At 55.0% G+C, this 24089-nt stretch carries 21 protein-coding genes; 12 read left to right on the plus strand and 9 right to left on the minus strand.

The features are described 5' to 3' along the window. Window positions 1–72: 72 nt before the first annotated feature. Window positions 73–1296, minus strand: a complete 1224-nt coding sequence (locus C1J02_RS08320) for a bifunctional alpha/beta hydrolase/OsmC family protein (RefSeq protein ID WP_114880471.1) — start codon at window positions 1294–1296, stop codon at window positions 73–75. Between the two features lie 198 nt (window positions 1297–1494). Here C1J02_RS08320 and C1J02_RS08325 point away from each other — a divergent pair, with 198 nt between their 5' ends. After that, window positions 1495–2649, plus strand: a complete 1155-nt coding sequence (locus C1J02_RS08325) for a PLP-dependent aspartate aminotransferase family protein (RefSeq protein ID WP_114878149.1) — start codon at window positions 1495–1497, stop codon at window positions 2647–2649. A 746-nt stretch (window positions 2650–3395) separates the two neighbouring features. Here the strand turns inward: C1J02_RS08325 and C1J02_RS08330 are convergent. The 3 genes from C1J02_RS08330 to soxC all read right to left on the minus strand — a co-directional run bounded on the left by C1J02_RS08330 (window position 3396) and on the right by soxC (window position 5941). After that, window positions 3396–4061: a class I SAM-dependent methyltransferase gene (locus tag C1J02_RS08330; protein WP_205389884.1), complete on the minus strand. Its 666-nt coding sequence runs from the start codon at window positions 4059–4061 to the stop codon at window positions 3396–3398. Window positions 4062–4140: 79 nt separating this feature from the next. After that, on the minus strand, window positions 4141–4662 hold the full coding sequence (locus C1J02_RS08335; protein WP_114878150.1) for a c-type cytochrome: 522 nt from the start codon (window positions 4660–4662) through the stop codon (window positions 4141–4143). Next, window positions 4649–5941, minus strand: a complete 1293-nt coding sequence (gene soxC / locus C1J02_RS08340) for a sulfite dehydrogenase (protein ID WP_114878151.1) — start codon at window positions 5939–5941, stop codon at window positions 4649–4651. Before soxC ends, C1J02_RS08335 begins: the two co-directional genes overlap by 14 nt. A 517-nt stretch (window positions 5942–6458) precedes the next feature. Here soxC and C1J02_RS08345 point away from each other — a divergent pair. The 3 genes from C1J02_RS08345 (at window position 6459) to C1J02_RS08355 (ending at window position 9456) form a co-directional block, all read left to right on the plus strand. Then, a complete protein-coding gene (locus C1J02_RS08345; protein ID WP_114878152.1) occupies window positions 6459–7151 on the plus strand; it encodes a substrate-binding domain-containing protein in 693 nt (230 codons plus the stop codon). A 235-nt stretch (window positions 7152–7386) separates the two neighbouring features. Beyond that, window positions 7387–8082 carry a deiodinase-like protein gene (locus C1J02_RS08350; protein ID WP_302622764.1) on the plus strand — a complete coding sequence of 232 codons (696 nt, stop codon included), beginning with the start codon at window positions 7387–7389 and terminating at the stop codon, window positions 8080–8082. 324 nt (window positions 8083–8406) lie between these two features. Further along, window positions 8407–9456: a GFA family protein gene (locus tag C1J02_RS08355; protein WP_114878154.1), complete on the plus strand. Its 1050-nt coding sequence runs from the start codon at window positions 8407–8409 to the stop codon at window positions 9454–9456. 643 nt (window positions 9457–10099) lie between these two features. Here C1J02_RS08355 and C1J02_RS08360 read toward each other — a convergent pair. Together C1J02_RS08360 and C1J02_RS08365 are read right to left on the minus strand one after the other, a co-directional pair. Beyond that, entirely contained in the window at window positions 10100–10750 is a 651-nt protein-coding gene (locus C1J02_RS08360; protein WP_114878155.1) for an MOSC domain-containing protein, read from the minus strand. Window positions 10751–11033: 283 nt separating this feature from the next. Next, the gene (locus tag C1J02_RS08365; protein WP_114878156.1) at window positions 11034–11594 is read right to left on the minus strand and encodes a hypothetical protein; all 561 of its coding nucleotides are present in this window, start codon (window positions 11592–11594) and stop codon (window positions 11034–11036) included. A 1369-nt stretch (window positions 11595–12963) separates the two neighbouring features. On the opposite strand from C1J02_RS08365, the gene C1J02_RS08370 reads away from it, so the two are divergent. Further along, entirely contained in the window at window positions 12964–13728 is a 765-nt protein-coding gene (locus C1J02_RS08370; RefSeq protein ID WP_114878157.1) for an IS110 family transposase, read from the plus strand. Here the strand turns inward: C1J02_RS08370 and C1J02_RS08375 are convergent. After that, on the minus strand, window positions 13639–14457 hold the full coding sequence (locus C1J02_RS08375) for an IS110 family transposase (protein ID WP_254693242.1): 819 nt from the start codon (window positions 14455–14457) through the stop codon (window positions 13639–13641). The two genes, C1J02_RS08370 and C1J02_RS08375, sit on opposite strands and share 90 nt — an antisense overlap. Before the next feature lie 157 nt (window positions 14458–14614). Here C1J02_RS08375 and C1J02_RS08380 point away from each other — a divergent pair, with 157 nt between their 5' ends. Further along, window positions 14615–14929 (plus strand): glycosyltransferase, encoded by a 315-nt coding sequence (locus C1J02_RS08380; protein WP_205389885.1) that lies wholly within the window; start codon window positions 14615–14617, stop codon window positions 14927–14929. A gap of 424 nt (window positions 14930–15353) precedes the next feature. Here the strand turns inward: C1J02_RS08380 and C1J02_RS08385 are convergent, their stop codons facing one another. Next, the gene (locus C1J02_RS08385) at window positions 15354–16928 is read right to left on the minus strand and encodes a winged helix-turn-helix domain-containing protein (protein WP_162798280.1); all 1575 of its coding nucleotides are present in this window, start codon (window positions 16926–16928) and stop codon (window positions 15354–15356) included. A gap of 206 nt (window positions 16929–17134) precedes the next feature. Between C1J02_RS08385 and C1J02_RS08390 the strand changes: the two genes are divergently transcribed. The 6 genes from C1J02_RS08390 (at window position 17135) to C1J02_RS08415 (ending at window position 22003) form a co-directional block, all read left to right on the plus strand. Next, window positions 17135–18019 carry a class I SAM-dependent methyltransferase gene (locus tag C1J02_RS08390; RefSeq protein ID WP_205389886.1) on the plus strand — a complete coding sequence of 295 codons (885 nt, stop codon included), beginning with the start codon at window positions 17135–17137 and terminating at the stop codon, window positions 18017–18019. A gap of 59 nt (window positions 18020–18078) precedes the next feature. Further along, on the plus strand, window positions 18079–18642 hold the full coding sequence (locus C1J02_RS08395; RefSeq protein WP_114878161.1) for an OsmC family protein: 564 nt from the start codon (window positions 18079–18081) through the stop codon (window positions 18640–18642). A gap of 71 nt (window positions 18643–18713) precedes the next feature. After that, the gene (locus C1J02_RS08400) at window positions 18714–19949 is read left to right on the plus strand and encodes an NAD(P)-binding domain-containing protein (RefSeq protein ID WP_114878162.1); all 1236 of its coding nucleotides are present in this window, start codon (window positions 18714–18716) and stop codon (window positions 19947–19949) included. A gap of 18 nt (window positions 19950–19967) precedes the next feature. Continuing rightward, a complete protein-coding gene (locus C1J02_RS08405; protein WP_114880472.1) occupies window positions 19968–20531 on the plus strand; it encodes an OsmC family protein in 564 nt (187 codons plus the stop codon). Continuing rightward, window positions 20528–20908, plus strand: coding sequence for a group 1 truncated hemoglobin (locus C1J02_RS08410; protein ID WP_162798281.1), 381 nt, complete (start codon window positions 20528–20530; stop codon window positions 20906–20908). The genes C1J02_RS08405 and C1J02_RS08410 overlap by 4 nt, the downstream gene beginning before the upstream one ends. A 9-nt stretch (window positions 20909–20917) precedes the next feature. Continuing rightward, window positions 20918–22003, plus strand: coding sequence for an adenylate/guanylate cyclase domain-containing protein (locus C1J02_RS08415; protein ID WP_114878164.1), 1086 nt, complete (start codon window positions 20918–20920; stop codon window positions 22001–22003). Window positions 22004–22720: 717 nt separating this feature from the next. On the opposite strand, the gene dddP is transcribed toward C1J02_RS08415, so the two are convergent. Further along, complete coding sequence (gene dddP, locus C1J02_RS08420; protein WP_114878165.1) at window positions 22721–24061, minus strand: dimethylsulfonioproprionate lyase DddP; 1341 nt, start codon at window positions 24059–24061, stop codon at window positions 22721–22723. Between the last annotated feature and the right edge of the window lie 28 nt (window positions 24062–24089).

Below are 24089 nucleotides of genomic sequence, written 5' to 3' on the forward strand. Positions count from 1 at the left end.
AGTTTGCCGTGTTTCCGGCAGGAATTCCTTGATCTTGATCAAATGGGGGCGATTATTGGGGCCGGATTGCCGCTAAGCTGACCCGTCAACAAGTTCGGTCAGCACCTCAGATGACCGTTCAAGGGTGCGGTGCACCGGGCATTTATCCGCAATCTCAAGCAAGCGTTGGCGCTGGTCACCGGTCAGATCGCCGGTCAGATAGATGCGCCTGCGCCAGGTATCGATCTTGTCGCCACTGCCAGTTTCGGCGTCTTGTGCGTGCACTTTGTCATGGCAGATATCCACACTGACATGTTCCAGGGGCCAGCCCTTGCGCCGGGCATACATGCGGATCGTCATTGAGGTGCAGGCCCCAAGGCCCGCCGACAGAAAGCCGTAAGGCGACATGCCGCGGTTGGTGCCGCCATAGGCCGCAGGTTCATCCGCCAAGGCATGATGATTGGGGCCGGACATCACGTCTTGCAAATATCCGTTTGGATCAGCCTCAGACACGCGCACAATACCCTCGGGCGCGCCCGGTGGTGGCGCGGGCGGTTTGAGGGGCAGGTATCTGGCCGCCCAGGTCGCAATCACGTCAGCGGCGTATTCTGCATCCGCCGCGCGGGTGACCAGATGGTCCGCATTATCAAGGGTGACAAAACTTTTCGGGTGTTTGGCGGCCAGAAAAATCTGGCTGGCATTATCAATGCTGACAATCTCATCGCGCGGCGCGTGCAAGATCAGCAGGGCGGCATTCAGTTTGGCAATCGCCGGGGTGAGGGCACCGCTGGCCACGTCTTCGATAAAGCCTTTGCCAATGTTGAACGGCCGCCCACCAAGGCTCACCTCTGCCACACCCTTGGCAATGATCTCTGGCAGGGCATCGGCGAAATTATGGGTCACATGTTCGGGGTCAAACGGCGCACCGATGGTGGCGACTGCCTTGATCTGGTCCATCTGGCTGGCGGCCTTGAGCACCGCCGCGCCGCCCAGCGAATGCCCGATCAGCAATGAGGGTGGCTTGCCATCCCCATCCAGATAGGTGCAGGCCGCAATCAGATCATCGACGTTTGACGTGAACGACGTATTGGCAAATTCACCTTCGGAATGGCCAAGCCCGGTAAAGTCAAACCGCAACACCGCAATGCCCATCCCTGCCAGGCGCGCAGCGATGCGCCGCGCCGCTGGAATGTCTTTTCCACAAGTAAAACAATGCGCAAAGAGCGCTGTCGCCAAATGTGGCCCATCCGGCATGTCAAGCCGCGCCGCCAGCGTGCTGCCGTCATGGCCGGGAAAAGTGATGCGGTGGGTGGGCATTGCGAACTCCTTTGTGCGTAGCTTCAAAGGGTGGGTGATCAAACAGGGCGGCGCAAGGGCTGTGACAGCCTTCTCACGACCCCGTGACGCGGGATGCATCGGATTGTGATCTGCGACCATCAAATCCAACCCAGCGTTTGCGTGTTCCAAATTCGCGATGTAGCAGTTGTCTGACAATTCTTTCAGAAAGACGCCCCCATGACCGACGCGCCAAGACCCCGCCTGCACCCCGCCACCATCGCCGCCCATGCGGCTGGCGCAACAGATAAGGCCAGTGGTGGGGTTGTGCCGCCGGTGCACTTTGCCACGACCTTTGCGCGGGGTGCCGATTACCTGCCCGTGAACCCCGACAACGTCTATCTGCGGTCTCACAACGAAAACGTGCGCGTGGCTGAAAAGGTACTGAACGCGCTGGAAGGGGCCGAGGATACCTTGCTTTTCCCCTCGGGCATGGCGGCGGTTGCGGCGGTGTTTCGCACCGTGCCAAATGGCGCGTCCGTGCTGGTGCAAAGCCAGATCTACTGGGGCACAACCAAGTGGATACGCGATTTTTGTGCCCGACGTCAGATCACGCCGCATGAGGTTGAAGCCTCTGATATAAATGCGTTTTCTCAGGCTTGTGAGGACCACAAGCCGGCTCTGGCGTGGGTCGAGACCCCATCGAACCCCTGGCTGCGGATCACCGATATTGCGGCGACCGCCAAAGCCGCACATGCGGTGGGCGCAAAACTGATCGTCGACAGCACCGCCGCCACCCCGGTTCTCAGCCAACCCCTGTCGCTGGGTGCGGACATCGTGATGCACTCAGCGACCAAGGGCATCAATGGCCATTCTGATGTGCTGGCCGGGTCACTGGCAACGGCTGATCCCGGCAACGCGATGTGGGCGATGATCCGTGAGGACCGCGATTGCGCCGGCGCGGTTCTGGGACCGATGGAGGCATGGCTGCTGACCCGTGGCATGCGCACGCTGCCGCTTCGGATGCGGGAAATGTCACGCAATGCCATGGAGTTAGCGGAGTTTCTTGAAGACCATCCAAAAGTCGAGGCGGTGCTTTACCCCGGCCTGTCGTCCCATCCGGGCCACGATCTGGCGGCACGCCAGATGACAGGTGGGTTCGGGCCGCTGTTGTCGTTCATTGTCAAAGGCGGCGCACCCGAGGCCCTGAACGTCGCGGGCCGTTTGCAGGTGTTCCACCGCGCCACTTCGCTGGGTGGGGTGGAAAGCCTGGTCGAACACCGCCACACCATTGAGCCGCACACCGGCATCCCCGAAGGGCTGCTGCGGATATCGGTGGGCATCGAGGATGTGCGCGATTTGGAAGCGGATCTGGCACAGGCGCTGGGGCAGTAGAGGCTCAGCGGCTAAGAGATTGGATTAATGAAGAAAATGGGTTCTGTGATGTGGCTGTATCACGTCGGTATTGCGTCGGTGGCTTTGGTTTGTTGGGGGCGGGTTAAGGGGCGTGCGGTGGTTTGGATGAAACTTCTCGATGCAACGATATTTGTCTAATTCGGCCCAAACCGGACCTTCAAGCAGTTTGCGGCTAAAGGCAGGTTTGAGCCGATTGTGTTGAAAAACCCCGTTATTGACGAAAATCGAAAAATTTTTCGCCTTAGAGAGTGACCAACTTTTGGAGGCGAGGGGGTCGGCCAATTTGGCCGGCTGCGGCTCCTGTGCCCGCACTATGCCTCTTACGGTCGATCTGTTCTGACTTTTGGGCTTAATGGGCAGCTGCGCAAAAATCGCGGATTTCAAATTTCAGAGTTTTTCAACACAATCAGCCCTTACCGGAAGTGCTCTCGCTCCGCCTTTCGCGGGTGCAGCAAACTGTTTGCCAAAGCCATCAGCCGCGACGCAGCAAGAAAAGCGGACGTTCAGTCACAGCGCAGCGAGATTTGGAATGCCGATGTCTGAGTTGCGGACCGCGCAGAGACCAGAAATTAGGCTTCACAAACAAAGGAATAGGTCAGCATCCTAAGTTCACTGAGCCCCCTGAGTTGATTTTTTGTCATCTCCTTGGCTGCAGCACCGAACAATATCCGCGTTGTTGGAGAAAGTGATTTTTCGGGCTTGGCCTGCTCCGTTCTCTCTTTGAGTCAATTGTAGCATTCCAAAGTAGAATCCATTTCGTGAATGATACGGAAACCAGCAGGCAACAAATGCTTAGACATCTCCTCTGGTGTCGCGAGATGACTGATCGATGGTTCCGAAGCCCATGGCGCCGGATACAGCACGTCGCCGCCTTCTCCTTGCAGAATATCATAGATTCCAAATCGTGTGCCGGGTTTGAGAACGCGCCGTGCCTCAGTATAGATCGCAGCCTTGTTTGGGATGTTCATTGCAACGTGAACAGTCAAGGCACCATCGAAATGATTTTTTGGAAATGGGAGGTTTGTTGCATCGCCCTGAATGAACTCTGTTTTGTCGCTCAGATTGACCCAGTCGGAAATTGCCGTTCCCACATCACAAAACTCTTGGGTCAAATCCACCCCAGTTACATGGACACCCGCTTCTGCTGCCAATGTTCTGGCCACGCCGCCCAAGCCACTTCCAATATCCAAGACCTTCGATTTGGGAGCCAGCCGCAAGTGCCCCAGCAGCTGAAGGGTCGCCTCGCGTCCTCGAAAATGAAACTCGTCTATGGATTCAAATTCTGAAGCGCTCAGCTCATCTGGCTCGAATCCAGCTTCACGCAGATCACGTGCGATCTTATCGACCAAACCTCCACCGCCGCTGTAATGAGTTGACACGGGTTCAGGCATCTGCCGATCTCCTTCCCGCGCTCTCAGGCTGCAATTTTCTCGACACTTGCCAGAGGCGAAGGGGAGACGTCACAGCGGCTTACCAAGGTTTCTCACCCTGTGTCGCCCAGACGTCTATAAAGTTGTCCCGATTGGGCATTTGCACTGACGGAAGCGTGTCCGCTGTCATGGCCGTGCCTTCGTCTATGATGCCGTTTCGCTCAAGTATGAACGCAGCCAATGCATAGACCTCGTCATCAGTAAGCGATTTTGGTGCATCGAGTGGCATGGCGCGTCGGATGTAGTCGAAGAGTGTCGTGGCATAGGGCCAATGCTTGCCCACCGACTTTGGCCAAATCTCGTTCGGCCAAACCGGTGGCATGACTGGGCCTTCCGTGCCGGTCGCGCCATGACAGTTCGTGCATTGGGCGGCATAAATCTCCGCCCCTTCGACAGCGGTTCCGCTGCCCCCCGGAAGACCACGCCCATCGGGCATGACATAGGTCGCATAAAAAGGCACTTCGTCCGGTGACAACGGCTGCCCCAAATCCGGTCCTTCGGCGAGAGAGGCGGTGGCAGTCAGAACGGCAAACCCGAATAGTGAAAGCTTAGATGTAGACATTCTGAACCGCTCCTTCTGCTGTGATTTGCCAAGGCTGAATGGCGTTGTAGTGGAGAAAGTTCGACGGATCGTACCTCGCCTTCCAATCCGTCCTTGTCGGCTGAACTGCACCTGTCTCATCCGTTGCGCGGCTCATGAGTACCAACGGCGCGCCGTCCCAACGCCAGGGCAACCGGAACCGGGTGAGCGCGCGCGGATGGACGGGCCCCTCCAACGCCGCCTCGGCCCAGCTTTGTCCACCGTCGGCGGAGACCTCTACGCGTTCGACCTTGCCCACACCGGACCAAGCGAGCCCGGATATTTCGTAAAACCCCGGACCATTCATCGTCATGGTGGATGAGGGATGCGTGATAAACGACTTCACACCAATTGCGAAAGTGAACTTTACAGATGAACCGTCGGCAAGGATTTCAGTGTACTCCCCCGACTCGTGTTTAGTGTAGGCTGGCGCGTCAGTGACCCAAAGGCTCGTTAGCCACTTGACGTTCATATTCCCCTCGAAACCGGGCAGAAGCAGACGCATCGGGTATCCTTGCTCTGGCCGTATACGTTCACCGTTCTGGTAGAGCGCGATAATTCCGTCTTCCATGATTTTCTCGATTGGGATCGATCTGGCAAGTGCAGGTCCGTCGCTGCCCACAGCCACGACCCAGGTCCCTTCAGGCTTCACGCCCGCCTCGTCCATCAGGGCCGACAGTGGCACACCCGTCCATTCGGAGTTCGACAGCAGGCCATGCAGCATGTCGCATCCGGCCTGCATTGGTTCAGGCATTATGGCGTTGAAGAGGCTATTGCCGGCGCATTCCAGAAAGTGTGTCGCAGTAACCTTTGGGTAGCGTTCGAGCGCATCCAAATCGAATTTCAGCGAGCGGTCGACAAGACCATGCACCATTAACCTGTGGCTCGAGGGGTCTACATCGGGTCTCCCGCCGTGATGGACTTCAAAATGCAGTCCGCTCGGAGTTATTGTGCCCTGCAGGCGGTGATGTGGCGTGCCGGAAAGACTGAATGCCGCGGCTACATCCTGCCATGGCTCGATAATAGCGCGCTGGACCTCGGCTTCAGCTTCCGCAGGCACCCCGTACCCGCGCGCGCGTTCGCCAGAGATCGTAACCCAGTCAGGAATTGTGGCCTCTGCAGCAGCTCGTGTCGACGATGTTAATCCGGCCGCAACGGCCCCTGTTCCAAATAATGTACTTTTCAGCACGAGACGCCTGCTAAGCAAACCGCCACCGGCAACAAACTCGTGTTCTGCACCGTTACTTGTGTATCGATTCATTGATACGGCCCCCTAAAATTGCTTGCATAAACTGCTCGCACTGGGCCTCAACACTTGCGATCTGTCCAACCGCTTAGAACCATTCTAACACAAAAAGCTCGATTTTTTAAGGGCGCAGTTTACGCAAGCGAAATCTGAACTTTAGCTGCGTCCGCATGTGAGACATAGAACGAGAGCGCAGTGAATGGCCGGAATAGGGTTCGGTCGATTTGCAGAGTTTGAATGTCCGATTTAGTGAAATCGTGCGGCGCCGCCGCGGGCAATGCCGCGATACGATTAAGCAATCACGGTGATTTTCGCTGCGCCAGCATCAGGCAGCTCCGTCCCGCATCTGACGAGTTCATGTGCCGGGCAGCGGAAGTCGGCAAACCCCCGGAACCAGTTAATCGTGCTAAACGAAGCGAAGGTTCCCGCAGAGCCCAAATAGACATCACAGCAAACGGGCTTGCCGGGCATTAAACGATTACGTTTAATAGTGGGGCCACAGCGCGGGCGGGGTCCAAGGGAGATCTTCATTATGCCGACTACATTGCGCATGTTCGTTCCTGCGGCGATCCGGGCTGTCATGGACCGCCTCACGCCGCGCTTAGAAGCCGAGACAGGCGTGCGGCTCATACAAGAGGTTGAGCTTAACCCACTGATACCGAAACGGATCAGAGCTGGTGAGCCTTATGACATTGGCCTGACCAATCCACCTTATGCGAAGGCCTTGATCGTTGACGGATTTGCAGACGGCGACAGCCACCGTGCATTCGGGCGTGTCTCACTTGCGGTTGCGCGCAAGGGCGTGGCGAATGGCCAAATAATAGCGGACTCACATGGTATCGAAGCGCTTCTCCGCAGCGCAAAAAGCATAGCCTATACAGGCGCTGGGACGAGCGGACGCACCTATCTGGATGTGATGGAGCGCATGGGACTGACTGACTCCGTCTTGCCGCAAAGTTATGCGGTGGCTGGGGGCGTGCCCGCGGTGACGGTCGCGACTGGCGAATACGAGCTTGCAATTGCCCCTCTCACAACAGTGATTGCCACGCCCGGAGTCGTTCCCGCAGCCGTGTTCCCGGAACACCTTGGGACACATATAGACATGTCGGTATTTCGGACCGCCGCATCACCAACAGCCGCGGCAACAGTGATTGACATCCTAACCGATCACGATCTCGACGATGAACTCGCTGCGGCGGGAATTGCGCGTTTTCAACTGATCTGATTGCGTTTTGGGCTTCCGGCAAAATTGCGCACTGATAGGAGAGGCCTGTAAGTCCGCATCGTCCGCATCTGACCAGTTCAGGCGGATTGTAGCGAAAGCCGGCAAACCCTGGAACCCGTCACTCGTGAAACACGCAGCGAATGTTATCGAAGAGCCCAACCTACTGAATGCTGCGTCATACTCAGATGTCGCCTTTGGTGACATACCTTTCAGGTATGCGTCTGTTCCTGCTATTGTGTGGGTCAGGAGGGATGTTTCTATGAGTAGAATTGCATTCGAAATGCGGGACCAGATGGATGACATGTCGGAAGCCGATTTCGAAGACACCATGGGCTTGAGTAAATCTGAATTCCGCGACTACCTAAGATCGGCTGCAGACCAAGAGGATAAGTGCCTTGCGCAAGAGGGCGAACCTGCACCCAATTTTGCCGCTCACACTCTGAACGCCGAAGGAAGTATCTCTTCCGGACTTCTGGACCTTTCCGATCTTCGTGGCGCTCCTGTCTCGCTGATATTTGGGTGCTACACATGCCCGGTTTTCCGTCGCCAATCAGATAGGATGAAGCAACTGATTGAGCACTACGGTGGACGGGTTCAGTTCGTTTTTGTCTATGTGTTGGAGGCGCATCCAACAGATGGATGGAACACTGATTCAAACAGAGCGACCGGAGTAATGTATGCCCAGACCATCAATTTGGAGGACCGTGCCAAAGTAGCCAATGACTGGCGAAGCGCATACGAATTCGAGAATCCGGTTGTGCTTGATTGGCCAGACAATCGAATAAACGCGGATTATGCTGGAGAACCAGAACGGCTTTATGTGCTGGACGGTGACGGCATCGTGACGTTCAAATCGGAACAGGGGCCATACTACGATAGCCATCTCGAGGACTGGGCCGCCGCCCTAGAAAATGTCGTCCGCTCAAATTAGGCAAACTTGCATCCGCGAAGTCCCTGGGTCTCAATATTCACAGACGGCCAATTTGCCTCACAACCCGGAACCAGCCATTGGTATGACCAAGTCGCATGGCCGTTTCGTCCTGCATCTGTCGGGTTCGAACACGATGCAGCGAAAGCCCGGTTCTCTCAAACTTGCCGTTCATCCTCGGCGCAGCGAAGGTGTCGGAAGAGCCCAATGCGGGCTTAAATTCAGTTCTTTGCACAGGTGTTGTTGGGACCGGATTTCCCTGGCAGGCTGCTTTGTGAAACAGTGTGCCATCATACTACCCAAGCGATTTTTTTCATCGGAGTGCCTATGGAACGCAAACTGGCCGCGATCTTGGCTACAGACATCGTCGGATTTGCAGGGCTCGTTTCACGTGACGAGAGTGGAACGCTTGAAAAGCTAGAGCGTCTCAGCCGTGATGTCATCGGCATGCAGGTCGAAGCCAACAGAGGTCGCGTGTTTAAGTCAACTGGTGACGGGTTTCTGGCCGAATTTTCGAGCACACAGGAAGCGGTGAACTGTGCTTTCGGAATTCAAAGCATATTGGCACTGGAAGCACTTCGTTCAAAAACGGATGACCACCTGTTACTTCGCATTGGCGTTTCGATGGGCGACGTTGTGGTGCAGGGAGACGATCTACTGGGCGAAGGGGTCAATACCGCAGCCCGACTTGAAGCGATGGCGGAACCGGGCGGTATCGCCGTTTCCAGCGAAGTGATGTCGCAAATACGGGACAAAATCGACCTGCCACTCGAAGACTGTGGTCACAAGCGCCTGAAAAGCACCGACGCTCCGATACACGTATTTATGACGCGATCAAAAACTGGTGGCACGGGGGGATTTCTGGACTTCGATGAAAACGAATTGGCAACGACGCTCATTAAGGGCGGCTGCCTATGTGGATCCATTAGATTTGAAGTGAATGCACCAGCAATCAGCACCGGATATTGCCATTGCAGATGTTGCCAGAAATTTTCCGGGTCGGCAGTCAACGCGTGGACCGCCTTTCCGGCATCCGCGGTTCGGTTTCTAGACAAGGAGCCCTCCTATTTTGCTTCCTCGCCAATCGCAAAACGAGGCTTTTGTTCCGAATGTGGAACAAGCCTAACGTACAAGCTATTTCAGCCGAAAGAGACAGCGTTTCTGGTTTTGCACACATCAAGTCTCGACGAGCCAGAAAACTATCCGCCAGCCGTCCACTCTGGAATGGAAAGCAAATTGCCGTGGTTTGATATCATGGATGATTTGCCTCGAACGCGGTCTGCTGACTCCAGAGTATTGCAGGAAGCATGGTCGAGCGTTGGCTTGCCTGACCCGGAGTCGTGGGGCCCTTGGGCAAAAACTCCTGAAGTATTCTAGCCGAAGTCAGTCTTGGAGCCAGTGTTGCAGCGACCCGTTGAAACCACACCGCAGAGCGGTCGCCTGGAGCTCCCAAGCTACGAAAAATGCCTGACCAATTTCGTCAGATGACCGCAATGAGCCCAAATAGACATCACAGCAAACGGGCTTGCCGGGCATTAAACGATTACGTTTAATAGCGGGGCCACAGCGCGGGCGGGGTCCAAGGGAGATCTTCATTATGCCGACTACATTGTGGTAACTTGCATTGGGTGGCTCCTCTCATAAGCAGTTCATGTCAACTGCACTATGGCGCATTGCGACGCCGGTTGAAGCAGGAGCCATCCACCCCATCCCGCACGTTACCCGTTCGCGGTCGGCACTATTTTGCGTTCGCGGCGAACGACCGGTTCGACGGGCCGCACCGCAGCATCAAACTCGCGAGGTGAACGGCAGCAAGGGGCCGGTCCTGTCGGTCCAAGTCGGCGTCGTTTTCAGCTTTATGCCGCAATGCGGAAGGCGGCTACGAGCCCTTTCCAGTCGTGTCTCGGCGGCTTCATTTCGCAGTTGCGGCAAGCTGGTCGCCATCGCTTGGATGCCTGCCAATATCGTGAGGCCGAGCGGTGTCGGCCGAGACAATCGCCCGCCACCATGCCGAAGTCACTTAACCGGCTTCCAAATCCGAAATTCGCTCGGCAAACAAGTTTTTCAGGACCGCCGACAAGGCTTCATTCCGCAAGACGCGCTGCATTTCAATCACATTTCTCTGGCCAAAAAAACGAAGCCGGTGAACTTCTTCAACACTGGGGGCTGTTTCGTCCGTTTTCACACGTTCGATATTGTTTCCGGCCTCAATCGTGCCTTCCTGAAGCACACGAAGATAGAATCCGGTTTTTGCAGTGGATATACAGGTTTCGAGTGCTTTGGATGAACCCAATTTCACCCCGAATTTATAGCAGGGCATACGTGGCATCGTAACCTCAAACACAGCCCGACCAACGCTGAACTGGTCGCCAATACGCACTTCGCTCTCGACCAACCCCTCGGTAGTCAAGTTCTCGCCAAAGTGTCCGTGCTCAAACGGCTCTTGCCCATAGAGGTCATTGTAAAATGAATAATGTTCAATCGGCGATGCGAGAACCGCTTTGTCGGGGCCACCATGCGCCTTTAGGTTGGCCTGTTCATCTCCGTCGATATTAGTTCGGCGCACCATGCACAGGCCGCCAATTGGCTTTTTGTGGATGGCCGTGGGTACATCCTTGCCCATGTGCCGGATCATTCTTGGTTTGCCAATACTGATTGCCAGAACGCGCATTCTTTCTCCAATCCCGGCACATAAAGAGGGCCGATCTGAGTGACTGCATATCACAGTTTGCACCCGCAAAGAATGGCAGCCACCGGCACAAAGTCGTGTGCTGTCCGGACGAAACCTGAATTTTGGTGACCGCAGCGAACGGCAGGATAGTCCGCTTCATACCAGTTCAAGCGTAGCGCGGAGAAAGGTCCGCAAACCCCCGAAGCGGTCACTCGTGCAATATGCAACGAAGGCCACCGAAGAGCCCGAAGTTACCGACCTGAATCCTGTCTTCGGTAAGAGATTATCTGAGGGCTGAGTCCATGCCAATGGAAGAGATGAGCTCGTAGTAGCCAAAGATGACCATTAGGAAAAAGGCGAAGAGTATGAGCTCATGCTTGAAGTGGTGGGAGTGAAAAAATTTTCTGTCGCGATGATGAATGACATCCATCAATTCGTCGCCAAAGCGTATCGACAAAAAAGTACCTAAGCCTGACAACAGAATGACCCCCCAATAGGGAAACGGATTTGTGAATATTGTGTACAGCAGTTCGGTGAGGATCGTTGTGTCATAGTAGCTCGGGCCTAACAGAAATGTTGCAGCGTTTATGCCAAAGGCAACGATCCAAACGGCTATTTCCGAAATTACCATGCGAATACCGAATAGCAATCGGAGTGGAAAATCCAAGAGAAATCCTGCGTCGGCTATCGGCGTGCACAAAACAAAGAAACTCCACGTCAGCAAAGCCGCGATGCCGCCGGTTGCGACATCGTATTCGTAGGCCAGATACGCAAAATAGCCGACTAGAAGACCGCATAGGAGAATGAACTTGAAGAGTACTTGTGAGTGCGGTTTTGCCGTCATGATGATGCCTTTGTGCAATCTTCAAAGGCGGTGTATTGAATTACTTTCGGACGGTCCACAAACGATCGTTTCGCGTTGCAGCAATTTTAGCCTTAATAAAAACCCGCTGAGCTGTAATTTCCTCGCTGGCGGTTACACTGCAATGACCGGAAAGTCCGCGTTACAGTCCTTGCCCGCTCAAAGTTGAGGCGGCTCCTCGCCCGCTACGACAGTCCAAAAGGCCATTCTGCGGTCTAGCCACGAAGAACCTCAATGGAGACATACGCTGGCTCGAGGTGCGCCTTGCTGGCATGACACCCGCGGCACTTATTGGACCGCACAATACGCGGACACACCCTATTTTTTGACAAATGTGATCTGGTTCACAGACAAACGCCGAAGCGCATTGTAGTACCATTTAAAAGAAACACGGCATCAACCTCGGAGAACCAGAAAATGCAACGCCGCAAACAAATTCATACCCAGAGACTCAGTCAGCCATCAGGCTACCCCAACTCATTCGGACGGCAGGTGTTTGAACGCATTCTCAACGCCATACGCCAGAGCATCGAGATCCAGTTGAAGGTGAGCCAATATCACTGACGGTTGGTGAGCAAGAAGTTCGTCTCATACCAAAAGCAGAGGCGAGGGCCCTGACTCTGTCGGATATCTGTAAGAGTATCTGTAGAGTCCTTTTTTTTGGGTTAAATATCTGAGTGAATCCAGACAATACCCAGAAGATATACCCTACCTAATTTTTTCCTTTCAAGGGCTCCGGAGATCTTTTTTTGCTCTGTATCTCGTTGGCCGTAGCCGCTGGCGCAATCCTCATAACGGAAATCCAGACCTCCAGTTAGTGCTTACACAAGGCCAGGATCAAACGACCGGTAGCCAATTTGCTAACAATCAGTTCCAATTATTTCCCAAAATGCCACAATTTCTACGATACGCCGCCGCTTTTCCATGAGAGGCACAACTGTGCAACGCATGCAAGGATCTGGGCAATGATGGTAGCTGGCAAGTTCATTCTGACACGTATCGAAATTCATGCTGTATCGCTACGTGCAGTAAATTATGCACACGAACCATATGGATCACCTGCAGCTCATCTGCGTCGTCTGCTTAATATTGGACGTGGTGAGCAGCCAGGAGGTTCCTTTGGAAGGGCGATGGCAGCGCAGTCAAATTTTTCCAGCGGCTCCACCGCTGAGATGGATCGGAACCTCTAAACAGGTCACGTTTGCAACGACAGCACCTGCCCATAGAGCAGACACTGGGGAAAAACACGGCCATGACCGAGTTGCGGATGGAGTGGATGGCGTCTGCACCCAACCGTCACGCAACGTGGCATAGTGCAGATGTTTTCATCAGCTAGGAACGGAGCCCCATCATGGAAGTTACGACAATAGGATTGGATTTTGGTAAGGACGTCTTCCAAGTTCACGGTATCACCGCTGACGGTACAGTTGTTTTCAATCGAACAATTCGACGCCGACAGTTGCTCAATTTCTTTGAGACGCTGCCGCGCAGTCTTGTCGGTATTGAGGCGTGCGGATCAGCCCATCATTGGGCGCGTGAGTTGATTGAGATTGGTCACGATGTGCGCCTAATGCCTGCCGTCTATGTGAAGCCATATGTGAAGCGTGGCAAAACAGATGCGGTTGATGCGGAAGCGATTTGCGAGGCAGTTACGCGACCGACGATGCGCTTTGTCGCTGTAAAGTCGAAAGAACAACAGGCCCTGCTGACCATTCATCGGGTGCGCCAGCTCGTTGTCCGTCAGAAAACTCAGATGTTGAACGTGATCTGGGGTCTTCTTCGGGAGTTTGGCCACGTGATCGGCAACGGACCGGTTGCTGCGATGCGCTTCATCAAAGCTTTTGAAACCGATGATTGTCCAGATATTCCTGACGTGGCGAAGAGTATGCTCAAGACGCTTTGTGATCAGGTTGTTGCTCTCGATGACCGGGTCGCCTTCTATGACAAGTTGATCAAGTATCATGCCAGGATCGACGAGCGCGCCAAACGGATAAGGACAGTGCCAGGCGTCGGCCCCATCACGGCCTCAGCCATCGTGGCCACCATCGGTGATGGCAAGACGTTCCTTGCCGCCGCTGGATTTGTTGAGAGGGGTCAACCCCAGCCATGCCGCTAGATCGCGCCCTGTCCGAAACTGATGCGCGTCACCGATTGTGGCGACAATCGCCGATGCCGTGACCGGCCCAATGCCAGGCATGCGCATTAATCGACGTGCATCTGAGTTCAGCATTGCGTGTTGCTCTATCATCTTGGAATAGCCAGAGATGCGTTCGTTCATGCCGATGAATTGGTAGCACTGGATGCCCAGCATGCCGTTCGCGATGTCGGGCATGTCCAGGTGATCACCTTCATGGTGACGCTTTGCAAAAGCCGTAACTGCTTCGATCCCAATCGGCAAAACATGCCCAAACTCGCGCAACAGGCTGCGGATCATGTTGGCCAATTGGGTGCGTTGCCGGACTGCCAAATCCCGGGTGCGATGGATCGACAATATAGCCTGTTGATCTTCAGTCTTGATCTCAACAAACCGCATAGTCGGGCGTCTGACGGCCTCACAAATGGCTTCAGCATCAACGGCGTCGCTCTTGCCGCGCTTCACATAGGGTTTTACATATCCAGCGGGCATGAGCTTCACTTCGTGCCCTAATTTGCGCAGTTGGCGGCCCCAGTGATGGGACGATCCGCAGGCTTCCATGCCAACCCTGCACGGTGGCAGCGCCTCAAAGAATGACAGCAGCTTCGCGCGCTTGATCGCCTTGTTGAAAACAACGCGGCCATTCTCCGAAATTCCGTGCACTTGAAATACGTCCTTGGCCAAATCTAGGCCGACTGTCTTAACTGTCATTGGGTGGCTCCTTTCCTAGCAGTTGGTGATAACTGCACTTTGGCACATTCGATGCCGGTGGAGCAGGAGCCACCCACCTCATCCGCTTAGGGCTGATTTTGTTGAAAAACTTTGTTTTTGGGTCAGAATCTCAATTTTGCTCGCCGTACGGGCCTTCGTGCCGGATCTCGACAGGCATCTAGCAGCCTGCGATCTTGCGCTTGTGCAAGGCGGTCTGACGACATGCATGGAACTCGCCGCTGCCGCTACGCCGTTTCTGTACTTCCCACTCCGAAACCATTTCGAGCAGAACTTTCACGTCGCCAGCCGTCTGGACAGATACAACGCGGGACGAAAAATGATCTTCTCGGAATCTGATCCAGAAGCCATTGCGGAGGCAATGGTAACCGAGCTGAAGAGCCCGCGGGGAGCAAACCCGGTGGCAAGTGACGGCGCAAGCCGCGCAGCGAGAATGCTGGCGGAATTGCTATAGACCTACGGAATGCTGGCCCTTGCTCTTTCAAGGAAAGGGACCTTTGTACAAATTGCAATGTAGGTCCACTTCCCGCCATATGCTGCAGCATCTGCCACTTCGGGCTCTTATTGCTGCCGTTAGCTGCAAGATGCTCTGAGGTCCGCTCTGCGTGACAATGCGGACTTGTGCAGGTGCAGTTAGTGTTGAAGTGGAAAACCTTCACTCTTGAAGCATCGGTCAATTGGCAGCGCAGCACGGTTCATCGAACCGGTCGTTCAGCCGCTTCAATCTGAGCATTCCACAAACTGATCGTTCGCTGCAGTTTAGCTGAACAATCGAGACAGCGGTTAAACCAGCCTGATGTGCTTGGACCATAGTTTCTCTAATTTCTATGCTAGGAAAGTAAGCGTGGAGCGACGGTCTAAACGTAGAAGGCCCGAGTTTACAGATTGACGCCTGACCGGCGCAAACCGTCCAAGAAAAGCTCGCTGTGTTCTTCTTTGAGGAATGGATAGGAACTTGCAATTGCGTTGTAGTCCAATGGCAAGCCCATCTCTGACAGCTTTCTGGCAGCTTGCAGGGCTTCATCGCGATCGCCCGTCAATCCGGATAACGCAACCCGCCTTTGCAGTGCACGACCGTAGTATGGGTCGCACGATTGCGAAAGTCTCAGACGTTCGTTTGCCTTGTCAAATTGCTTGTCAAGCATATGCCAAAGTCCAAGGTCGGCTTCAATGACAGCGCGGTATGGGTAGGTTGGATCAACTCTAAACAGGCGCTCTTGGTAGGAGCGTGCCTTCTGCGGATTTCCCGAAAACCCTGTAATACAACCGCCGAAATGATAGTTCATTCCTGCACTCGGGTTAAGTTCGATCGCACGCTCCACATGCAACAACGCCATTTCATGGTTTTTGTTGGTCCAAAGCTCGCCTACCGCCGTCAGCGCGTGGGCAATCCAGGCACTGCGATCAATATCGAGCGCCCGCCGTGCAGCTTCAAGCGTGGGTGCAAAGGCTGAGGCGCTATCTGACGAAGAAAAATTGGCCATCGCCATTTGAAACTGGGCGGTGGCGATCAATGTAAAAGGCAACACCCAATGCGGCGCGCGTTCAGCCGCATCGCGCGCCAATCGATCAGCCTCCACGAAGTCACTGCGCTTCCCGTTGCTGAGCAACGATGCCGCACGCATCGTTAGCTCCCAAACGGTCATATCCCCCGGTGGTTTGCGAAGGATGCGGCGGGCCTCAGCTCGTTCCAGTTCGGGGGACACATTGGAGGCAATCTGGCCTGCTATTTCCTCTTCGACGTCAAAAAGTTCGTCTATGTCACAGGCCAGACTTTCACTCCATATCTGTGTGTTTAAGTCGGTATCCGTCAGAGCAACCTGAATTTTCAATCGATTACCGGCGCGTCTGAAAGTGCCGTGAACCAAATACCTTGCGCTCAGAAGTGTTCCAATCTCTTGCGCACTCATTTCGGGTGCATTTACACGCGCCGTCGACTGTCGAGCGATCACTGGAAAATATCTCCATGCAGACAAGGCTGCGACCAATTCGTCTGTGATGGCAGTTTCAAGTTGGCTGGACCGACCCTCACCTGAAGTATCTTCGAATTTAAGAACTGCAACTGCCGGTCTGGTGAAAGCATCGGTTTGCTCGGCTGCGTTGGAAACAGCTTCATCCGGAAGGGTTGCTGATGTAACAGAGTTGCTTACTTCTACTTCGCCAACAAACCGCAATCCCCGCCGTTGGACGGTCTTGATGAACTTCTGCGTGGACCCATCATCACCAATCGCCTTTCGCGCATCGCGAACACAACCGGACAATGCCGCATCCGAAACAATCCGATCTCCCCAGAGTTCCGCAAAAATTTCATCCTTGCTCACCAGACGATTGTTGACACTGACAAGGAGTTTAAGAAGATCGAATACTTGGGGTTCAATGCGCACGGGTTGTCCTGCACATCTGAGTTCAGCACGCTCTGCGTCCAGTTCAAATTCATCAAATGCGTAGTTCATGTCGGCTCCCATCTGGCACGACAATACGCCCGTTTCCTAATTTCGCCAAGGAAATGAAGATCGCGCTTTTCCTTTGAAATCCGTCATCATGGGCGGAAATTCAGAAAAACCCAGAGATTCACCACAAGATACTCAGGCCTCCCCCAAGTTTGCGGATCCGCTCCGAGTTAGCACTTCTCCATAGCAACAACCCTTTGGAGATGACCATGAACCAGCAAACAAATTTCCCAGCCACACCAGAAACCTCACCATTGGTGACGTTCTGGAACGAGGTGCTTGCACCGAAATTTACCATGTACCGGCACATTCTAGTGGACGGTCTGTCGCGTCACAGCGCCGCAATCTTGCCAACCCTTCAAATCGCGCCCGGGGATCGCATCCTTGATGTTGGCTGTGGATTTGGGGACACCGTTATTGCTTTGGGCAACCGCGTTGGGTCAACGGGTTCCGTAATGGGCGTGGATTGCTGCGAGGCCTTCATTACCCAAGCTTGGGACCACGCCGAAAAGAACTGGGCAGAGAACGTACGGTTTGCCGTAGGCGATGTTGAACGCGGCGTGGATGGCGCACCATATGATTTTGTGTTCGCCCGCTTTGGCACTATGTTCTTTGCCAATCCCGTCGCTGGCTTGCGTGCCATGCGGGTTGCGCTGAAGCCCGGTGGCAAGATGGCGCATATTGTCTGGCGTGATCGCAAATATAATCCGTGGTTGAACGCAGCCAAAGATATTGTGCAGCAGTTTTTGCCAAAACCGGGCGAAGATGCGCTGACCTGTGGCCCCGGCCCATTCTCAATGTCTGATGAACGCAATACGCGCGCCAAGATGGAAGCGGCTGGCTTTACCGACATTCGATTCAAGCGCATCGACGCGAAAGTGATGGTGGGGCGCAACGTTCAAGAAGCGATTGCGTTTCAACTTGCCCTCGGCCCCGCCGGAGAGACCTTCCGCGAAGCCGGCGACCTTGGCGAAGAGAAACGCGAAGAAATCGAAGCCGCATTGGCAGAGATGTTTTCCCATGCCGAAACAACAGCAGATGGCCTGTGGATGGACAGCTCTTCCTGGCTGATTACCGCACGCAATCCCGCCTGATCCGAGCAACCCAACGCTACGACCAATAACTTTAACAAACACCCTGAAATGGACTACCAATGACACAAGTACAAGAAGTAACCGCCAACAACGGCGTGAACACCGAAGCCTTGATCGGCGCGCGCGGCGCATTTACCCAAACGCCTGAGGCTGCAGCCTTCACGTTCCGCAGCACCTGCGACTGGATCGAAGGCACCTACAGTAGCAATACGATCAACGGATACTTCGGGCTCGGTGAAGAGCAGACGCGCAAGCAGATGTTCACCATCGAATCCGATCATCCTGAGGTGTTTGCGGCTGCAGATCGCGCTGCAACGCCAACAGAGATCGTGCTGAGCGCTCTGGCAAGCTGCCTGACCGGCGGCGTGGCCTCCGTCGCGCAGCATCGCGGCATCCAGCTGCATTCAGTGCGGGCCATTGTCGAAGGCGACGTTGATGTGCGGGGCATACTTGGCATGGACGGTGATATTCGCAACGGCTTCTCGGACGTGCGCGTCTCGTTCGAGGTTGATGCAGATGCCAGCGCGGAGGACATCAGTGCGTTGGTCGCACAATCACAAAAACGCTCTGCACTGTTCGACATCCTGACGAACCCCACCAACGTCACTGTCAGCGTTGCCTGACCTGTAGGGCCCCGCGTGAAAGACATTCGGGGTCCCACTTGGATTTCTTGTGATACCGTGAGGATTTTTAGATGCGACACATAGATACCCTTGTCATCGGTGCCGGTCAGGCCGGCCTCGCGATGAGCCATTGCCTGAGCCAGCGCGGTGTTGCGCATGTTGTTCTCGAACGTGGCGAGGTCGCTAATTCATGGGCGACCGAACGCTGGGACAGTCTGCGCCTGCTGACCCCGAACTGGCAAAGTCGCCTTCCGGGCTATGCCTACGAGGGCGATGATCCTGACGGATTCATGTCGATGACTGATGTGGTTTCCTATCTCAGGGGCTACGCCGCACAGGGTACAATGCCGATTGAAAGCCGCACGCGGGTTTTGTCTGTCATTGCCGAGGGCCAAGGCTACCGCGTGTCAACGAACCGTGGCGACTGGCTGTGCCGGAATGTCGTCATGGCAAATGGTGCCTGCGCTGTTGCGTCAACCCCCAAGATGGCGGCTGCGCTGCCTGCCGATCTTGCCCAAGTTACCCTGCTGGCCTACCGCGCGCCGCGGCAACTGCGCAAAGGTGGTGTTCTGGTCGTAGGAGCATCCGCCAGTGGCGTGCAGATTGCGTCGGAACTGGCCCAAGCGGGGCATGTCGTGACTATTTCTGCGGGCCATCACATTCGCATGCCACGCAACTACCGCGGGCGCGACATCCAATGGTGGATGGACCGCAGCGGCGTGCAGGATCAAGGCATAGGCGATGTCGACAACATTACCCGCGCCCGCAGTGTGCCATCCCTGCAACTTGTCGGGGATGCGAACATTCCGTTGATGGATTTCAACCACCTGCAGGGGCTTGGGTGCACAATTGCGGGCAGGTTGGCTGCTGTCAGGGACGGCGTCGCCCTGTTCTCTGGTGGGTTGGCCAACGCCTGCGCCCTTTCGGACCTCAAGATGCGGCGTTTGCTGCGCAGCTTTGATGCCTTTGCGCAAGAAACAGGTGTTGCGGGTTTGTCTCCTCCTGAACACATCTGCGCAACCGCTCTGCCTCAGCGACCCGACCTGAGCCTTGATTTGACCAGTGGAGCAATTCGCACGGTTGTCTGGGCAACCGGGTTTCGGCCCGATTTTAGCTGGCTGAAGATGCCTGTTTTCGACCGCAAAGGGCAGCTTTTGCACGATGAGGGCCGCGTCGCCGACGGGCTTTATGTCCTTGGCCAGCCCTTCCTGCGCAAACGTAAATCCGCGCTGATTGACGGTGTCGGGGACGACGCGATCATCCTGTCGGACCAGATTGCCCGACGTAGTCACCAAATGGTGGCTTAACCAGAAAGGACCAACAAGATGAACATTCAAACCCCCTCCAAGGCGATACCTCAAGCTACGGATTCGGAGATCCGCATTGCCCAGAACAAAGTGATCGACCGCCTGAGTGCAAATCCGGCGGTGGCGGTTACCACAAACGCACTGACAGCCCATGTCGGAGACGGTCTGACCTGCGCTGTCCAGCAAGGTAAATTCAGGACAGTGATGGATCTGGGACCAGCAATGGGCGGTGCTGCACGCGGACCCGGACCCGGTTTTATCGCCAAGGCGGGTATCGCTGGCTGCATCGCTATTGGCGTCAAAATGGCGGCAGCCCGCGAAGGGATCGAAATCCAAAGCGCTGATCTGCGTCTTGAGACGGTATCGGACGACCTTGCCATCTTTGGGCTGGGTGACAACCGCGCTGCACCTCGTGAAACGCGGATCAGCCTGGATGTACGATCAGGCGCACCCGATTTGGTCATTGAGGCTTTGGTCGCGAACGTCCTTGAATGCAGCCCTTGGTTTCTCGCCCTGCGCGATCCGCAGAACGTCACAGTCACGACCACCGTCAACAATCTGAACAGGAGCGGTTCATCATGAATGCGATTGCCCAACCATCCCGCAATTTGTCGATCTTTGACAAATATGGCGGCATCCGGATCCTGCGTCACGTGATCATGGATTACTATGATCGCGTGCTCGACAGCGATGTGATCGGCCATTTCTTTGAAGACACGGATATGGTCAAGCTGATCGATCACCAGACAAAGTTCTTCACGATGGTGCTCGGAGGTCCTGCGCATTTCTCTGATGCGCGTCTTGCCAGCGCGCACAAACATATGCGCCTGAGCCACGTGGAATTCGACGAGGCAGTTTTGCTTCTAAATGAAACGCTTGCCGATGCGCATTTTGCGCAGGATGACCAGAATACTGTCATCGCTGCCATAGAGGCGCGTCGCAGAATACTTGTCGCGTGAGGGCTTGATATGTTGATCAATACAATTTGCACCGGTTTGCTGGATTCGATGGCAATGGGCGTCTGTGTAGCGGAGGCAGATACCGGGAGCGTTCTGTTTTGCAACGACCTGTTTTCGACGTGGTTTGCCGATGTGCGCGTCGAGGCAATATTGCATGAAACTCTGCCGGACATGACATCCGATGAGTTGGCGGGGATGATCAATGGGACGAGCATCGAAGTGAAGGCCAAAGTAAAACGGCGCAGTTTGATCATCGAGATGAAAGCCCGCAAAATCGCTCTCGATGGCAAGGAAGTTTTGGTTCTCGAAGGCCAGAACGTTTCTCGGCTACATGAAAGTGAGGCCATGATCGACAGCTACGCCGCGATTGTGGAACGTCGGACACGCGATCTGGAACGCGAAAAGGTGCGGGTCGAAAAGCTGTTGCTGAATATCATGCCCCGGTCAGTATATGAGGAATACATGTCGTTTGGATCAGTCGCGCCGCGCCTCTTTGATCCGGTCAGCGTGCTGATGCTCGACTTTGTGGGTTTTACAGAGATGTCTGTTTCTGCCGACCCCAATGTCACCGTGGCTGAGCTGAACGATATCTTTACAGCATTTGACCGGATTGGTGAACTTTACGGCTGCGAGCGGATCAAGACGATTGGTGATTGCTATCTTGCGGTCACAGGGTTGCCACACGCGACCCCAGAGCATGCAGTAGCCGCCGCAAAATGTGCCTCGAAGATGGTCCGCTACCTTGAGCGACGCAATACAACCCACGAGCATCAGTGGCGGGCACGTATCGGTGTTGCTTCGGGAAAAGTCGTGGGGTCCGTCGTTGGTGTTCAGAAGTACATCTATGACGTCTTTGGGCCAGCAGTGAATCTCGCAGCACGCTTGCAGGCCCATTCAGCGCCGATGGAGATCACCGTCTGCCAGAACGCTTCGCAGGAGTTGCAGGACAGTTTTGATTTCAATCGTCAAAGAACCGAAACGCTGAGGGGGTTCGGAGAAATCGAGGTGGCGTCGATCATCAGGCGGCGTCGGGAAGGAAGCACTGAAGTGAAAGGCAACCCTGGCGGTACCGTAGAAATAGCAGCGACTATTTGAGGGAAAATCATCGCCACGCAGTACAGCAGCGATGTTTCGTTTGGCGAAACTTTCGAAGTAGGCCGATTCCATTTGTCAAGCTGATCCGCCGAAGCAGCGAATATTTAAATACTATGGTTTCATAGGCTCAAAATCATGGCAAGATACCATAAACGCTATGTGCGAGACATGCGGCCAAATGCGGGAATACTTGCTAAAACTGGCCATTGCCGCGCGCGTAGCGAAATGGCACTTTTCTTGCTAACTGTGAATTCGACCATGAGACGGCGAAAGCTCGGGTTGAAATCCACCGAGGATGGTAACTTTGAATGGCGGCTTTTACGACGCTGGCTGCATCGTAGCAATAAATCTTGATGCAACTGCAGGGAAATGCTGCGTGAGCAATAGCCGCACGTGCATCAGGCAGCTTTGTCCGCACAGCAAACCTCTATGCAAACCGCAGCGAAAGTCCGGTTCCCGCCGATTTTGTTGAAAAACTCCGAATTTCAGATGTCGTAATTTTTCGGAAGCAACCCGTTAATCCGAAAAGTCAGAAGAGGTTAGCCATGAGACGCAGTGAGCTGTCACATGAGCGGCAGAAGGCCAATTTGGCCGAACCGCTCGCGTAACAAATTCGGTCGCGGCCTACGGGCAAAAATTTTACTGATTTTGCCGAAAACTGAGTTTTTCAACAGTATCCGCCTTAAACCACCAAAGCCACACCGGATTGACCCCTGCCTACCCCCCCATCAACGCCACATCCCATTCATACGCCGTCAGCCGCTCAAACCCGTCTTCGGTGATCAGCACCTGATCCTCCAGTTTGATCGAAAAATCACCGCCCTCGGGGGAGACAAGTGCTTCGACGCAGAGCACCATTCCCGCCTCCAGCGGGTAGTCAAAGGCACCCGGCACGGCGTTGTCAGGATAGGCGACGAGGGGCCATTCGTCACACAGGCCCACCCCATGCATCAGGCAGCCGTATTTCTGTTTCTGGAACTGTGCATCCAGCACATGGGTGTTCGCGCTAAGCTCCGGGATCATCACGCCGGGTTTAAGCATTTGCATATTCTGCTCAATATGTTCGACGCCGTGCCTCATGGCATAGATCATATCGGGGCGCGGTTTTTCGTCGCCGATCCACCAGGTGCGGCTGATGTCGACACAGATGCCATAGCTGCCGACAAGATCGGTATCAAAGGCGATGATCTCGTTCGCTTGCGTGATCCGGGGGCCGCATTCCTGAAACCACGGGTTGGTGCGCGGACCTGAGGTCAGCAGGCGGGTTTCGATCCATTCGCCGCCGCGTTTGATGTTTTCGGCGTGCATCACGGCCCAGATGTCATCCTCGCAGGTCACGCCGTCGCCGACGTGGGTGCGGGCAAAATCCTCCATCTTTTTGACCGCCACCTCACAGGCGTTTGACGCACAGCGCATGGCGAGGATTTCGTCGGGGCCTTTGATCGAGCGGCTTTTTTCGGTGACTTCCTCGCCGTCCATAACCTCGAACCCCTGCGCCTCCAATGCGCGCAGGCCGTGCAGCATGATCTTGTCGACGGCGATGCGTTTGTTGCCGCCTGCATGGGCCTCGATCAGGGCGCGGACTTCGTTGCTGAACACGTCGGCTGCCACATCCACCTTGTCGCCGCGGTCGAAGTAGAAAAGATCCGCGCCAGAGCGTTGTTCGCGCACCAAGGGGTTGAATTCGCTGAGGAACATGCCGTTTTTATAGTCCCAGATCACCATGTATCCATCGGCGCAGACCAGCACGGCGCGGAACGGATTGTGGGTGTTCCAAAGCTGCATGTTGGTGCTGTCGGTGGCGTAGCGGATGTTGAGCGGGTCAAACATCAGCAGGCCGCCATAGCCGCGATCCGTGATGTTCCTGGTCAGGCGGTCAAGGCGATACTGGCGCATGCCCGCAAGATTGGGCAGGGTCAGCCCGGCGGCCTTCCATTCGGCAAAGGCCAATTGGGTTGGGCCGATTTCAACGCGGTCATTGTCGTTTGTGCTGCCATCGGGCAAATGGGTGCCATAGGTCGGGTCAATTTTGCGGGTGGCACTGTAATGGTGGTTCATGGGAGCCTCACTGGATGATCGCTTGTCC

Source organism: Sulfitobacter sp. SK011, from assembly GCF_003352065.1.
Lineage (GTDB): Bacteria > Pseudomonadota > Alphaproteobacteria > Rhodobacterales > Rhodobacteraceae > Sulfitobacter.